The following is a 14,964-nucleotide window of genomic DNA, read 5'->3' as shown; positions in this document are numbered from 1 at the left end:
TCCCTTTCTTCCTGCTTCTTAAATGATGAAGTCCTATGAATGACAGAACTAACGCAAGGCATTCAGCTTTCTTCGCAGCTCATCTTGTGTCTTGTATACGATAGCTACTCGGCAAGCAAATGCAGCAGCTACCTCCGGCGAATCGGAACAAATCTCTTCTTCGTTCATCATACGGGTTAGCTTGCTCAGCAACTGCTCGGCGTTTACTTCGCCCGCATAGAACGTATATGCTGAACGCTCCACCTTGACATCATGCACAACGAGGGACTCAATCCATCTATCACCCTGATGCCCAGTCTGATCCTTTGTGGCCTCATTACGGTCCCAAGTTAGCAAGCATTCAGAGCTTGCTTCATCCAACAGCAGCTCATAGTCCCCACCCAGAATTGAATGGGAATGTACACTGGTCAGATTTGTCGATCCCGGCTGTTCTGAATGATTTCCTGTCGGCTCCAAACATTGCGTTGCTCCATGCTCCAGTGCAAGCACCGCCTTAAGCATCACGAATCCACCATGGGCCCCGAAATAAAACTGATGGCGGCCCACATGATTGCCAAAGCTGTTGCAGCATAAGGAGTAACTCGCAAGCTCTTCTGCTGCTCTCCCTGCTATCTGACCGTAGCTGGCCTTTTTGGGCAAATCTGCTTCATTCAGCACCCCTTTAATCCGCGCATAAACCTTCTCTCCAGGCAATACGTCACTGTATTTTTTTAGAACAAAAAATACTGAGCCTTCCGCCGGGATGAATTGTCCTAACTCGGTAAGACATTTCGGACAAGAGTCCTTAAATACTTCTTGAATTTTGCGGAAGAAATCAATAAATTCCGGGGTCATATTCGCATGAACTCCACCAACAATCACGGTGTTGTTCTCGCCGCTGCTAAGACTCAGCATTCCCTGCTCCAATGCGCTCATGAATGAGGTCGTATCAGAGTCGATGACAACGTTCGGCCCGTTGACGTTATAGAAGTTAGCGATTCGCCCGGCAATGATGTTATCCATATATCCTGGCAGTGTATCTTCTCCGACCTTCGGAATATAACTTCTGAACTTTGCAGTGATATCCGTGATCAGCGTATTTTGTAACGTTTCCGGCAATCGGCTGAATTCCGGAATTTGCTTCAGCATTTCAATATACTCGACAAACCGGATACGTAAATCGGCCATCACCGAGGATTCCAGTCCAAGCATGGCACCCACATAAATCCCCGTTTTGGCGGGAACCAGCTTATCCTGCCCGTAATCGGAGATTGCTTCACCCGCGGCCATTAAGGCCATTTGCTGCCCTTTATCAATCTCCGGCAAAATGATAGGCGGGATCTTAAATTTGATGCTAGGGAATTTAAGATCTTCCACAAAGCTGCCTTGAACGGTGGAATTCTCATCAAATATGGCATTAATTTCTTGATTCCAGCGCTTCTCGGGATAGCCCGTACGGGAAACGAAAACCTCATTGATATTGTCCCACCAGGCCTCCTTGCCTGTTCCGCGGCTATCTACCACACCTACACCAACAACGGCAATATCTGGCTGCGGTTGTGAGGGCTTGTCCGACAAACCTTCCAAGGCCAGCTTTCGGTGGTACGGCTCAAGATATTCTTCAACAACTACACTGGCATTAATGCCCCCAAAGCCAAAAGCATTAATAGAAGCGCGCTTGGGTTCACCCGGCACCCGAACCGGCCAGGGTTTGGTGGCTGTATTGACATAGAACGGGGTGTCCTCTAATCGAATTTCCTCTGGCGTACGCCCGAAATGGTGGGTTGGTGGCATAACATTATGCCTCATTCCTTCGATGACCTTGATGAGATTAGCCATACCCGCAGCAGAGAAGCTGTGCCCGATCTGGGATTTAACGGAGCCCAAGGCCACAGATTTCGGGGGAAGTCCCTCCTCCTCAAACAACAATTGCAATGTGTTCAATTCGACCTTGTCTCCAACCAGCGTTGCTGTAGCATGAGTCTCAATATAATCAATATCCTTGGGGCGAAGTCCGGCCCGCTCGATGGACTTCTTCATGGCAGCAAGTTGTCCATGGGAGCTTGGGGCATAAATCGACTTCCCTTTACCATCGCTTGCTGCGCCAACACCACGAATAACCGCATAAATGGTATCCCCCTCGGCCAGCGCATCATCCAGTCGTTTCAGAATGATAGTGCCTGCTCCTTCTCCGGGAATAAGTCCGTTCGCCTTGTGATCCAAGGGGCTAGAATGTGTCGGAGACAAGCCGCCGATCTTGGCGAAGGCTACGTTGCCCGTAATGTTCATATTGCCGAGAACGGCGGTGGTGATGCAGGTCTTCAGCTTTCTCTCCTGGAGATGCTTGATCGCTTCGTCAATGACGAGCACGCCAGCGGAGCAAGCTGAATCCACAATGATGGAAGGTCCGCGAATGCCCAGGAGATTACGAACGGATTTGCCTAAGGCACTGTACATGATGCTTTCTGTATTGGTGTCGTCAAGTGCGATGAAAGACTCGTCCACCATGCGGCGGAACTTCTGTCTGATTTGATCTTTTTCTTGGGAAGGTAGCCCCGTGTAGGCGGGATGCTGTTCGAGATAATAGATGAATTCCTTGGCTCTGAGGTTGATGGAGTAATCCGAAAAGGCCTCGTCACCAAGCATGTTGCCGACAAAAACGCCGGTCTCGCTATTTTGAAAACTATCCTCAGCCAGCTTTGTCATGGACATGGCCTGAAGAATGCTGTCAAGCAACATAAGCTGAGTTCTGCTGAGCTTGTCCAAACGGGTCCGGGGATAGTGGTATTTGTCGAATGGGAACGAATAGGCATCAATCGTTCCACCCAGCTTGCAATAGGTTTTGTCTTCTGCGCTGCGGTTCTCGTCGAAATAGGTTTCAAAGTTCCACCGCTCGGGCGGGGTTGTACGGATTCCCGGCTTGCCCGAAAGCACATTATTCCAGAATCGTTCCACGTCATATCCGTCTGGAGGAAAAATGCAACCATAACCGACAACCGCAATCGGATGAGTCAAATTTTTGTGCATTATTTCACTTTCCTTTCCATGATTTCCCTGGGTTTACAATGCCTTCGCTTGGATTAACATGTGTTTGCTTCCTTGCCAATCATCACCTCCGTGCCGACTGATTATCTATATGAATGGAGTAAAACCGTAAGGGGGGAGCATCTGAGAATGCTTTTTTGTGGGTTTTCTAAACTGGATTTTTTATGAAAATTATCACTTAATTTCCTAGCTAACTAGATTATAACGGTTTATTGTTAATGCGCAATTAATTATCCATTTCGTCATAAAATTGCCATTTTTGGATTTTGTCGGTTTTTGTTTGTTGAGATAGTTTCCTGTCGGATTGAAATTTCGGCTTCTTATAGCAAAACAAAAACAGGTGCCGGATTAGGCACCTGCTCAGAATTAAGACCGCTATTGCTTTAGACTACCGGTTCATCATATTTTCCAAAACCACCCTCGCAAACGATATTCTTATCCAGAACTTCTCTCAGATTTTGCTTGGACTCCTCCAGCTTCTTTTGAGCTCCTTCAATCTCCGCAATTTTCGCCTGAATGACCTCGATTTGCTCAGCTTTGGTAAATTCATTCTTGGCGACCATTAATTTGACGTCATGAATGGAGAAGCCCACCGCGAGGCAGTTCTTCACAACATTTAAGTGGCGGACAATCCCCACTTCATAGTTCCGATAATTATTTTGGTCTCTCAGTACATATTCATCAGGGATCATGCCCATCTTCTCATAGTAACGAATTGTAGATATCGATAGGTCAACCCTTTCGGCCACTTCGCTAATCTTCATATTTAAGCACCTCATTTTTTTCTGTTGCTATAAAGTATACTTCATAGTTTACAATCCTGATAGTGATGGCAGTTAGACCGCTGGCTGTCTAATCATTATATAAGAAAAAGGAGACAAGAAGATGCAAGCTCTAAAGCACATTAGTCAGTTCCAACAATCCAACGATTTCAACGACATCGTCTTGGAGCGCCGTTCTGTTAAGGTTTATAATCCAGAGGTAAAAATCAGCCGCGAGGAAATGACAGAGATTTTGTCCAAAGCTTCCCGTGCGCCCTCTGCGATTAACATGCAGCCCTGGCGTTTTCTCGTCATCGACAGCGCTGAAGGTAAAGAAAAGCTCGCCAAGTTGGCCTCCTTCAACCAAACGCAGGTACAAACCGCCTCTGCTTCCATTGCCATCTTTTACGATGTGAACAACGTTGAATATATAGATGAGATTTTCAGCAAAGCCGTGGAACTGGGATACATGCCGCAAGATGTTATGGACATGCAAATGCAACAACTTAAGCCTTATTATGCAAACGTAACTGCAGCCGAACTTCACAACATGAACTTGATCGACGCAAGTCTCGTATCGATGCAGTTGATGCTGATTGCTCGTGCTCATGGTTATGATACTAACCCTATGGCTGGTTATGACAAAGAGAAGATTGCAGAAGCCTTTGGCCTCGACCCCAACCGCTTCCGGCCCGTCATGTTAATTTCCATAGGAAAAGCAGCCAAAGAGGGTTATCCTTCCTATCGTCTGCCAGTTGAGACAACTACTACCTGGGCATAATTCATTGTATTGTTAAATGAACTCAAAAAAACGGTCTGGGAACTCAACGGAGCCCCAGACCGTTCATTACATAAGGACGCACCAGATCTGCAAGCCTATCCACTCGATCTTTATCCTCCGCATTTAACCAATACAGCGCAGCCCCATAGATTGCCGAACCTGTCATGGCCGCCATGATCTCTAGGTAATTCCTCTCCGCTCCAGGGTAGGTATCTCCTCTCAGAAAAATATTTTCTATGGTCTGCTGTAGCATTTTCTTGATCTTCTTATCCACCAGTGTTGCCATGGAATTAGAGCTCATTCTACAGATACGGTAAAAATCCACAATATACCCGTGCGTCGCCAAGATTAGCTGGGTGCATATTTCATCCGTAAATTCCTCTGCATTCTTCACTTGTTCAGGAATCATCTCATGGAATACTTCTTCTGTAATTTCTTCAAGCAAAGCATATTTATCTTCAAAATGAGCATAAAATGTGGCCCGGTTAATGGTAGCATGTTGAGCAATATCCTTAATGGTCATTGCATCAAATCCTGTGCTAAACAACAAATCTCTGAATGCTTGTCTAATGAGCTGTCGTGTGCGCAACACCCTCGGATCTTCCTGATTCACCATGTTCAACCCCTTTTTCAGACATCAAATATTACAATGTGTTGCCTAAACAACGTTCCTCTAACTCTGCTGATTGAAATCATATCCATGCCATATTATCATCTTATCAAACAGGTGTTGCTTAAACAATCTGTGACTGATTCTTTTGAAAGAAGGGTTTAGGTTGAAGGCTAAAGCATATCGAATTCTGATATTTGGCGCCGGCGTGATTGGCAGTGTATACGCCCTCCGGTTCGCACAGTCGGGACTGGATGTCACGATCCTGGCACGAGGAGAAAGGCTGAAGACGTTGCAAAGGGAGGGCCTAAAATATAACGACAACGGGAGGGACAAGCAAATATCAATCAGAACGATTGAAGCTCTTGAAGACGACGATTTATATGATTTCATTTTCGTCCCTGTCAGATATGATCAGTCCGAAGCTGCTCTCTCGGCGATCCAGCATAATCGAAGCAAGACCATTGTCACCTTGACCAACACCATTGGATATGGCCCTTGGCTAGACATCGTGGGTGATCGTTTGCTTCCTGGGTTTCCGGGCGCCGGTGGAGATATTAAGGAAGATGTCCTATATGCTCAATTCGGATCTGAAAAACATCAGGGAACCATTTTCGGGGAAATCGATGGAAGGATGACCGAGAGAGTGAATGAACTGGCTCAACTATTTGAATCGGTGGATTTGCATTATGAAGTCCAAAAAGACATTCAGGCATTCCACATTTCGCATACGGCATTAGCCATCGTTAACAAGCATTTCTATACCGATAACGGCATGATGAGCATAGAGCAAGCAAGAAGTGAGGATATCTTAAGCGGGATTGCTAGGGATATTAAGCACAATATTCAGCGGGTCGAGCAAGCTGGCATTTCGGTAATCCCACCTGAAACGAAGGCCATGGGACAATTACCGCACAACGATATTATATCCCGTTATCGCCAGATGCTTAGCAATGACTTCATTATTGATGTCAAGCTTGGGAACCATGCGATTAGCCAAAAGGCAGAGATTCTGTTATTGGACAAGATGTTTCAAAGTACGTTCAATTTAAAAGGAGGATTATGATGAAAGCTATTGCTTTGACAAGCTTTGGAATCCCGGAAGTGCTGAAGGAGCTGGAATTGCCAACTCCCTCACTAACCGATACACAGGTGCTCATCGAAATGCGCGCTTCTTCCATTAATCCGGCAGATTATTTATTTCGCAACGGCGCGATTCTCCAGAGTCCAATGGCCCACAAATTTTCGGATCAATTGCAATTGCCTATGGTTCTTGGTAATGAAGTAGCTGGCATTATTCAAGAAGTAGGCAGGAAAGTGACTCATTTCAAACCGGGAGATCGTGTTATGGGCATGGTTCAACGGGGTTCTTATATGGACTATGTTGCAGCGGAGGAAAATCATCTTGCCGTCATCCCTGAAAATATATCCTTTGATGAGGCAGGTGCTGCTCCCACGGTTGCCCTGACAGCTTGGCAAGCACTATTCGAGCATGGCCATCTTCAACCAGAACAACGTATTCTTATTCAGGCGGGGGCTGGAGGAGTCGGACATGTAGCCGTCCAGTTGGCCAAGCAACATGGAGCCTATGTTATTGCGACCGCGAGGGACTACAATCATGATTTCGTTAGAGCACTTGGTGCTGACGAGGTCATCGACTACACCAAAGTCGACTTTACTACCCAAATAACAGCTCCTGTTGATATCGTATTGGATACCGCCAAGGACCCCTCCACTTTCGGTACAGGGTTACCAGGTGAAATTGGAGAGAAGAACTTCTCGGTTATCAAGGATGGTGGAACTTATATCTCAGTAGTCGCATTCGGCATTAATCAACATCCGAAAATCCGCAATATTCACGCCCATTTCTTCCAAGCCCAACCCAATCGTAACGATTTTGAATCTATTGCTCAATCTATGAAAGACAATAAATTAAAGATTCATGTCAATGAGACATTTGCCTTCACCGCTCAAGGCCTGCTTCAAGCTTATCGCAAAAGTGAAGAAGACCCAAAACGAGGGAAAGTTGTCATCACCAAAACCATCAAGTAAGTAAATTTGAACGATGGTTTGTCTATCCACTCATCCAATATATTTTTTGGCGCAAATATTTATTAAAAACTGTATATTATTCCCTAAATTTTTGCGCCAAACTATATAATTCCTTCCATTTAATCAAAAATCATGCTTGAATTATCTAAATTTTACTCTATAATCTCTAGTTAAGAGCGCAAAACTTAAAGAAAATTTGCGCCAAATTATCTGGAGGTGCTTAATGAATATCAACACCATTATTCAGAAAGACCCGTCCCACCCATCGCTCGGCAAGAAATCGGCAACTCTCCGTCTGCTGTTGGCTTTTGTGCTGGTCGTAAGCAGTCTGGTCAGTCTGGCCCCTGCAGCTTCGGCCGCAACATTTACTCCTGCCGAACTGGACAGTCCGCTTAACAATCCATTTAAGGGCTGGGCGCCTCCCGCTACTGGCGGACCGTATGCGCAACCGCACAAGCTGGTCTATGCCGGTGTCACCTGGAAAGAACTAGAACCCACCAAAGGCGTCTTCGACTGGAACGCCATCGAAACCAAATTCAAGTTTGATTATTGGCGGAGTCAAGGTGTGAGAGTGGTCTTCCGGCTGTTGCTGGACAATCCGACTGGCTCCGCACATCGCGACATCCCCGACTGGCTGTATAACGAAATGCTCACGCAGGAAGGAACAGCCGGCACCGCTTATCAGGACAATACCGGCGGCATGGGAACCGGGAACAACACAGGCTTCTCTCCTAACTACAGTTCATCCATTCTCCTCGCCCGCCACAAAGTGCTGCTTGATGCCATTGCAGCTCGTTATTATACCCAAGACGCTCCTATTGCTTTTGTCCAAATCGGCTCACTGGGCCATTGGGGCGAATTCCATACCTGGCCTTATGTCGGCCCCAACAATGAACAGAACTATACGGGGGCATTTCCACCCAATGCGATCTCCAATCAATTTATTCAGCACTATATCGATGCCTTCTCTAATAAATCCGACCGCATTCAGGTCATGATTCGCCGAAGCGTACAACTAGCCTCTACCCACGGACTGGGCATGTTCAATGATATGTTCGGGGACCAACCCAGCTTCGATTCGTCCTGGGGCTGGTACACTGGCACACAAAATGGTTACTGGGATGATATCGGCCAGTTGCAGCCGGCTTATGCGAATTTCTGGAACAACGCGATCTCGGCCGGGGAATTCTATGGTGGCGCAGGTGGACTGCAAGCCAGTCTGACAAGCGGCGCAGGATTTACGGAAACGATGCGTCAAGCGGAACTTAGCAAGCCAAGTTGGTTGGGACCCAATTCCCCTGCCTCCTACGCAGTGGGTGGACCGTATCAGGCCAACATGGATACCTTGAAGAAACGCATGGGCTACCATCTTGTCGTCAAGCAAGTAACGCACAACGATTCGGCTGCCAGCGGCTCCTCGCTGTCGGTATCGCTTAGCATAGAGAACAAAGGTCTCCAGCACTTCCCGTTCAACTGGCCGGTTGAGTTACAAATTCGCAGCGGTTCTACCGTCGTTGCCCGGACTATAACCGATATCCAGCTCAAAAACTGGAAGACGGGTACTTATGCACACACCAACTCCATCACCATCCCGTCGAGTCTATCAGCAGGCACGTACACCGTCGCACTCGCTATTCTCGACCCGGCAACAAATACACCTGCGGTGGATTTTGCCAATACCGGTCGTACGACCGACGGCGCCTTCCCTGTGAGTACCATTAATGTCACCTCAGGCACCGGCGGCGGTGGTGGCGGCACTTCAATCGTTGTGGATGGCTCCGCCTCCGATTGGAGCGCTATCCCTGCTCTAGCTTCAGGCAGTTCATCCGTCGCCACACTGAAGGGAACACGAGTAGATTCGAATCTTTATCTGCTGGTGCAAGGGAGTGGCTTGACCGATTCCGGGGCGTTCTATATTAATGCAGATAACAACACCGCAACTGGCTACAATGCAACAGGCTGGCCAAACAGCGGTGCGGATTATTTGCTGGAAAACAATACGCTCTATGCATACACCGGTACGGGAAATAGCTGGTCCTGGAACCAGGTAGCAACACTTGGAACCAGTCAGTATGCCAAGAATGCCTCCGTAGTTGAAATTGGCCTGCCGCTGTCGGCAATTGGCGTAAGCGCTGGGCAGACCATCCGGGTTGGCTATATTCTCGCCGGTTCAGTCGCAGAGCGACTTCCGGGAGAGAGCGGCATTTTGCCCGCGCTTGAACTATAACCAAGCAAGATAGGCCACAACCTTGAAGGTGTTTTGACGTTTAATTTGCTCCGCATTGAGGTATAACCTTGCCTGTGCTATGATAACAATAGATAAGGAGCCGTGCTCGACACACGACTCCCCTGTACACTTACCGCTTTTAAAGAGCGGTCGGCTGGAATTAAGCGTGGAATAGACCGCATACCTAATCCCTAGGGCGGTCTATTTCTTTGTGTTTTGATTAATCGCTACGACGATGGCCACCACCAGCGTCAGCAGCGCAATAATAAGCGCCCCAAAGCTAATCATGATCGTCAAAGCATCCTTAATCGCCACAGGCATCACCTCCCTTCCGGGAGATTAGCCGACCGTCCCTTTTAAGCCAGTTTCATGTACATGCTATATTATAGCAGATTTTACCTGTAAAACAGCAAAACAAAAATACCTTCAAGAGCTTGCCCCTATCGCAAGACAGGCAGCATCCTTGAAGGTGTTTTGCATTACTATTTCTTCTTATAAAACTCATGATACAGCTTCATGAGCGCCCTTTTCTCTATACGCGACACATAGCTACGGCTGATGCCAAGCTCCTTGGCAATTTCGCGCTGGGTCCGTTCTTCTCCCCCATGCTCCAGCCCGAAACGCCCTTTGATGACTTCCTGCTCCCGCGCGTCCAAAATGTCCAGATTCCGATAAATCTTGCTCTTCTCCATCTTGAGCTGGACCCGATCTACGACCTCATCGGCCTCCGTACCCAATATGTCAATTAATGTAATTTCATTACCTTCTTTATCAGTTCCGATGGGATCGTGCAAGGACACGTCCTTGCGGGTCTTCTTCAACGATCTTAAATGCATAAGGATTTCATTCTCGATGCACCGCGCCGCAAACGTAGCCAGCTTCGTACCTTTGTTCGGCCGGAAACTCTCGATCGCCTTAATCAGGCCAATCGTACCGATTGAGATCAAGTCCTCCAGATCCTCGCCGGTGTTGTCGAATTTCTTGACAATATGGGCCACTAATCTCAAATTATGTTCGATCAACAGGTTGCGACTAACCGGGTCGCCTTCGGCCATGCGCTTCAAATGAAGCGCTTCTTCAGCTTCTGTGAGGGGTTGGGGAAAAGCGTTGTTTTTGACATAAGAGACGAGCAAGGTAAGCTGTTTGATAAATAAAGCAATCGTACTGATCAGTCCGGGCAAGGATGACACCTCCTGAAGAAATGTGCATTTGTCTGCGGTCTGTTCATTTTATGTGGGCAGAGGCCCAGTCGTGCCTGTACGGGAAAAAGAAAAAGCACCGCCCCTTAAAATAAGGTGGCGATGCTTAACCTACTGTGCAGCAAACAGCCCTCTAGCGTTAAACTTGCTGCTTATACCATTCCAACGTTTCGCGAATCGCTTCGGAATGTGGGGTGGTGTCCGTGCCGAAAGCAGCCGCGTATTTGCCGTGATCTACTACGAACGGCTTATCGAACATATAGATTGTTCCCTTGACCTCCCGCATTTCACCGCCGAACAGAGCAAGCATTTGAAGCAATGGCTTAGGCAGAGCACTGATTTTGGGCTTCTGACCCAGATGGGTGAAGATCAACTCCACGATTTGGCGGGTCGTTAACGTTTCCGCGCTAGGGATATGCCACACTTGGCCCAAAGCGGCTTCTTGCTCCCCAAGAGTAACCAAACCACGCGCATAATCACGAATATAAATATAGGTATGTGGTGCATCTACGTTTCCTAATACCCCAGCCGCTTTCCCAGCCAATACCGCCCGGAATACCCGCGCGCCCAGCGCGGATTCGAGCACGCCAGGGCCATAGAAATCCGGAGCCCGGCCGATTGCTACACGAGCCTTACCGCTGCGGTGGGCATCCAGCAATGTCTTCGCCATGGCAGCCCGCACAATCCCCTTCCCATCGGTCGTCCGCTCTGGCAGATTCTCCTTCAAGGGTTGATCGGTGGGGCCGTACATATACAGATTATCCCCGTAGACCAGCTTCGCTCCCGTAGCTTCGGCTGCTCCCAGGATACCTTCTGTAATCGGCGGGAACAATTCCGGCCAGCGGGTATATGGAGCTTTGGCACAATGATAAATGACCGTAGCCCCCTGGCAAGCTGCCAATATGCTCTCACGGTCAACCGCATCTCCCTTCACCACCTGCACCCCGGCGGGAACCTTTGCGGCTCCGCTCCGATTCACCATACGTACCTGCTTGCCGCGAGCCAGCAGCTCATCCATGACCGCCCTACCCAGTGGCCCGGTGCCAATGACAACGTGTAGTTCCTCCTTGTTTGCCATACCCTGTCTCCTTTTTTGTGAAAAAGTATACAAGCTCTTATAGAGGATGTTCAAAAAGTCGTCTTCCCAGAACGAAGCATTCCGAGGAGCAAAATTCGACATCGAATCTTGAAGTCCCAGCTTCATCCAACTCAAGCGTTTTGAAAAAACGCACCTCGGAAGCATAAGCTATGGTCCTGTAAACCTGACTTTTCGAACACAATCTTATACATGAATTATACAAATATAATTAACTTAAGTAAAGTTTTTTAATCGTGTACACCTTTCGACAAGCACTAAGTATTTTTTTCCAAAAGTTGCAAGTGTTCTTCATAGAATCCGATGATATCCTCCGAACCAAACTGCTGGGCCGTCAGATACGTCCCGTAAAAGATCGTAAACAGCACCTTACTCGCCGTATCAATGGAGATCAAAGGATTCAACGTGCCTGCATCATGGGCTTCCTCCATGGCACGCGTGAATAAATCCAGCATATCCGGCGTCTCCCGCCCTGCTTCTATATGCTCAGGGAATAGCAGCCGAACCTCAGCTTCGCTCAATTCCGGCATGGCGGGATGCATATTCATTTCCGCCAGAAATGAAATCAGGCTGGGCAGCAAGCCCGGCTTATCCTCAGCTTGATTGGCCACCTGAATAAGCAGATGACGGATGGCGTCGAAGCCCCGTTTTTGCAATGTATCAATCTCAATAATGCGCTCTGTCAACCATACCCTCATGAAGTAGACCAACACATCCTCCTTTTTGGGGAAGAATTTGAAGAAGGTCACGCGAGATACCTCCGCCTTACGGCAAATATCCTCCAGCATTACCTCATGAAACATCTTCTTCTCGATCAATTCGAGAGCGCTATGATAAAGAGCCAACTTGGCACGCGCTTTCTTTAATTCCCTAAGCGGAATATTGGATAGTCCCATATTCACCATCCCATCTCATAAACTTAACTCGTGTTAATTATTTTATTCATGATTACATTTAAAAGTCAAGCTACAAAAAAACGGAGACCCCGCTTCACATTCAGCGGGACCTCCGGCTATTCTGTCAAATCAACCTTTTCAGTGTTTAGATATGGTGCGTAACAGGCTCTGCTACGCTACCTTCCTGACTATGCTCCTTGGAGACGAGAGGCGTTGGCTCCTGATTCGTAGAGCGCAGCGGCAACTCCTTCAGGAAGAAGACCAGGATGAACGCAACGACCAAGACCAAAGCCCCCGTCAAGAAGACCGTGGATAACGTGGTGCCCAGAGCATCGCGAATCCCTTGAATCATTTGGGCGAACAGCACTTGCGCATCCGCTGGCAAACTCGCCTGAGTTTGTTCAATCAGCGGCTTGTTCATTAACGTTTGTGGGTTGGCAAAAGCCAACATCTGCTGGGACACCTGCGGGTCTAAAGTGCTCAAATCCGGCGCCAAAGATGATTGCATCGTGGCTTGCAAGTTTTTCGCCAGATTATTGGACATAACCGTCCCCATCACGGCAATCCCGATCGTACCACCCAGGTTACGGAATAACTGAATGGACGCTGTTACGACGCCAAGCTCCTGGTGAGGCACTGCATTTTGCGTTGCCAGTGAGAAGACCGGCATACCGACGCCAAGTCCAAAGCCGAATACAATCATGCTAAGGACGGCCATCGGCACATTGTTCATAAAGACCATAATCCCTACACCAGCTACCATGATTGGCACGCCGATTAGCGCAAATTGCTTGTATTTGCCCTTCTTGGCAATCAATTGCCCTGTCACTGCACTGGAAATAACCATAACAATCGACATCGGCATCGTCACGTAACCGGCATAAGTTGGGGAGATACCCAGCACACCTTGCACGAAGAACGATAAGTAGACCAGTGCCCCCATCATGCCGAAGTTCATAATAAATCCGATAATATTGGAAATCGTTACTACACTGTTTTTAAACAAATGCAACGGCAAAATCGGATTTTCCACCTTGGATTCGGCAAAGATAAATAGAAGTCCGGATACCACGGAAGCCGCCAATAAGCCCAGAATCTGCACCGATCCCCACGAATACGTTGTTCCCGCCCATGAGAAGGCGAGCAATAGTGGCACAATGGTGGTGGTCATGAGCAAAGAGCCCCAATAGTCGATGCTCTGGGAGCTGCCGCGCTCCACTTTCGGAAATAACATCATGATCATGACAAAAGCTACGATACCCAGCGGCAAGAAAATCCAGAACAACCAGTGCCAGTCCAGATGATCGACCAGATAACCGCCGAGTGTAGGACCAAGCACACTGGAGAAACCGAAGATTGCTGTCATGTAACCCATCCATTTACCACGCTCACGCGGCGGGAAGAGGTCGCCTACGGAAGTGAAGGCGCTTGACTGTATAATCCCGGCACCGATCCCTTGAAGCCCGCGATAAGCGATAAATTGAAATACATTAGAGGACGTCCCGGTCATGAAAGCCCCTGCCATAAATAGCAAAATACCAATAAGCAAGAACGGCTTCCGTCCGTACATATCGGACAGCTTCCCTACCAATACCGTGGCAATCGTTGACGTCAGCAGATAAATATTAATCGTCCACGTGTAATAATCCATGCCGTCCAGAATTGAAATGATTCGAGGCATAGCCGTGCTCACAATCGTCTGGTTAATCGCCGCAAAGAACATGGCAGCCATAACCGCGATCATGATTGAAACTTTACGTTTCATTGTTAAGTGTTCCATGGTGTTTCTCATCTCCGTTATGATTGATTTTCTATATTTGAGAGCATAACGTCAAAAATCCGGCGCAAATGCTGCAAATCCTCTTCCTGCAATTGATCAAATACGTTCTCTAGCATTTCCTTCTGCTTCTCACCGACCTGTCGGTTCACTTCCCGACCCTGCTCGGTAATCGAGATATGAACCACCCGGCGATCATGCTCCGAACGCTCGCGACGTACATAGCCATCCGTAATCATGCGATCCGTGATCCCCGTAATGGCCGCTGATGTAAGACATAATGCCTCTGCCAATTGAGATACCTTCTGCGTGCCCATCGTATCGAGCATGTGCAGCATCTTGAACTGCGGAAAGCTCAGATTGTATTCTCCCCCGCGCTTCTTCCATTCCTGGGTAATGGTTTTGATCAAGGTCCCGAAGGTTGAAGTCACCTCAAACAACTCGTCTCTTCTCGTCAATGAGCTAATCCTCCTTGTCAATCCTTGCCGAACGCTGTCCTGCTTAGTTAAACTTTGAATTAGTTTAGTACTTAAATATTTTA

The 14,964-nt window shown here is 47.8% G+C and carries 13 protein-coding genes; 4 read left to right on the top strand and 9 right to left on the bottom strand.

All coding sequences use genetic code 11. The annotated features are described in order from the left end of the window. Positions 1-48: 48 nt before the first annotated feature. Together AC1VOR_RS06850 and AC1VOR_RS06845 are read right to left on the bottom strand one after the other, a co-directional pair. Positions 49-3,006 (bottom strand): beta-ketoacyl synthase N-terminal-like domain-containing protein, encoded by a 2,958-nt coding sequence (locus AC1VOR_RS06850; RefSeq protein WP_482616732.1) that lies wholly within the window; start codon positions 3,004-3,006, stop codon positions 49-51. Between the two features lie 401 nt (positions 3,007-3,407). Next, positions 3,408-3,788 (bottom strand): MerR family transcriptional regulator, encoded by a 381-nt coding sequence (locus AC1VOR_RS06845; protein WP_482616730.1) that lies wholly within the window; start codon positions 3,786-3,788, stop codon positions 3,408-3,410. Positions 3,789-3,909: 121 nt separating this feature from the next. On the opposite strand from AC1VOR_RS06845, the gene AC1VOR_RS06840 reads away from it, so the two are divergent. Next, positions 3,910-4,566, top strand: a complete 657-nt coding sequence (locus tag AC1VOR_RS06840) for a nitroreductase family protein (RefSeq protein WP_482616729.1) — start codon at positions 3,910-3,912, stop codon at positions 4,564-4,566. A 43-nt stretch (positions 4,567-4,609) separates the two neighbouring features. Here the strand turns inward: AC1VOR_RS06840 and AC1VOR_RS06835 are convergent, their stop codons facing one another. Next, positions 4,610-5,182 (bottom strand): TetR/AcrR family transcriptional regulator, encoded by a 573-nt coding sequence (locus AC1VOR_RS06835; RefSeq protein ID WP_482616728.1) that lies wholly within the window; start codon positions 5,180-5,182, stop codon positions 4,610-4,612. Positions 5,183-5,342: 160 nt separating this feature from the next. Here AC1VOR_RS06835 and AC1VOR_RS06830 point away from each other — a divergent pair, with 160 nt between their 5' ends. From AC1VOR_RS06830 to AC1VOR_RS06820, 3 genes are all read left to right on the top strand, one after another. Further along, on the top strand, positions 5,343-6,242 hold the full coding sequence (locus tag AC1VOR_RS06830; protein WP_482616727.1) for a ketopantoate reductase family protein: 900 nt from the start codon (positions 5,343-5,345) through the stop codon (positions 6,240-6,242). Continuing rightward, complete coding sequence (locus AC1VOR_RS06825; protein ID WP_482617662.1) at positions 6,242-7,228, top strand: NADP-dependent oxidoreductase; 987 nt, start codon at positions 6,242-6,244, stop codon at positions 7,226-7,228. Before AC1VOR_RS06830 ends, AC1VOR_RS06825 begins: the two co-directional genes overlap by 1 nt. A 223-nt stretch (positions 7,229-7,451) precedes the next feature. Beyond that, positions 7,452-9,455 (top strand): DUF4832 domain-containing protein, encoded by a 2,004-nt coding sequence (locus tag AC1VOR_RS06820; protein ID WP_482616725.1) that lies wholly within the window; start codon positions 7,452-7,454, stop codon positions 9,453-9,455. 201 nt (positions 9,456-9,656) lie between these two features. Here the strand turns inward: AC1VOR_RS06820 and AC1VOR_RS06815 are convergent, their stop codons facing one another. From AC1VOR_RS06815 to AC1VOR_RS06790, 6 genes are all read right to left on the bottom strand, one after another. Further along, positions 9,657-9,776 (bottom strand): putative holin-like toxin, encoded by a 120-nt coding sequence (locus AC1VOR_RS06815; protein ID WP_392396872.1) that lies wholly within the window; start codon positions 9,774-9,776, stop codon positions 9,657-9,659. Between the two features lie 161 nt (positions 9,777-9,937). Then, a complete protein-coding gene (gene sigK, locus AC1VOR_RS06810; protein ID WP_482616723.1) occupies positions 9,938-10,636 on the bottom strand; it encodes an RNA polymerase sporulation sigma factor SigK in 699 nt (232 codons plus the stop codon). Between the two features lie 157 nt (positions 10,637-10,793). Beyond that, complete coding sequence (locus tag AC1VOR_RS06805) at positions 10,794-11,732, bottom strand: NAD-dependent epimerase/dehydratase family protein (RefSeq protein WP_482616721.1); 939 nt, start codon at positions 11,730-11,732, stop codon at positions 10,794-10,796. A gap of 275 nt (positions 11,733-12,007) precedes the next feature. Further along, a complete protein-coding gene (locus tag AC1VOR_RS06800) occupies positions 12,008-12,646 on the bottom strand; it encodes a TetR/AcrR family transcriptional regulator (protein WP_482616719.1) in 639 nt (212 codons plus the stop codon). A gap of 145 nt (positions 12,647-12,791) precedes the next feature. Then, the gene (locus tag AC1VOR_RS06795; RefSeq protein WP_059051949.1) at positions 12,792-14,426 is read right to left on the bottom strand and encodes an MDR family MFS transporter; all 1,635 of its coding nucleotides are present in this window, start codon (positions 14,424-14,426) and stop codon (positions 12,792-12,794) included. 17 nt (positions 14,427-14,443) lie between these two features. Further along, on the bottom strand, positions 14,444-14,881 hold the full coding sequence (locus AC1VOR_RS06790) for a MarR family winged helix-turn-helix transcriptional regulator (RefSeq protein WP_482616717.1): 438 nt from the start codon (positions 14,879-14,881) through the stop codon (positions 14,444-14,446). Between the last annotated feature and the right edge of the window lie 83 nt (positions 14,882-14,964).

Source organism: Paenibacillus sp. 1SOY10, from assembly GCF_056836745.1.
This window is presented reverse-complemented; position numbering and strand designations above follow the sequence as displayed.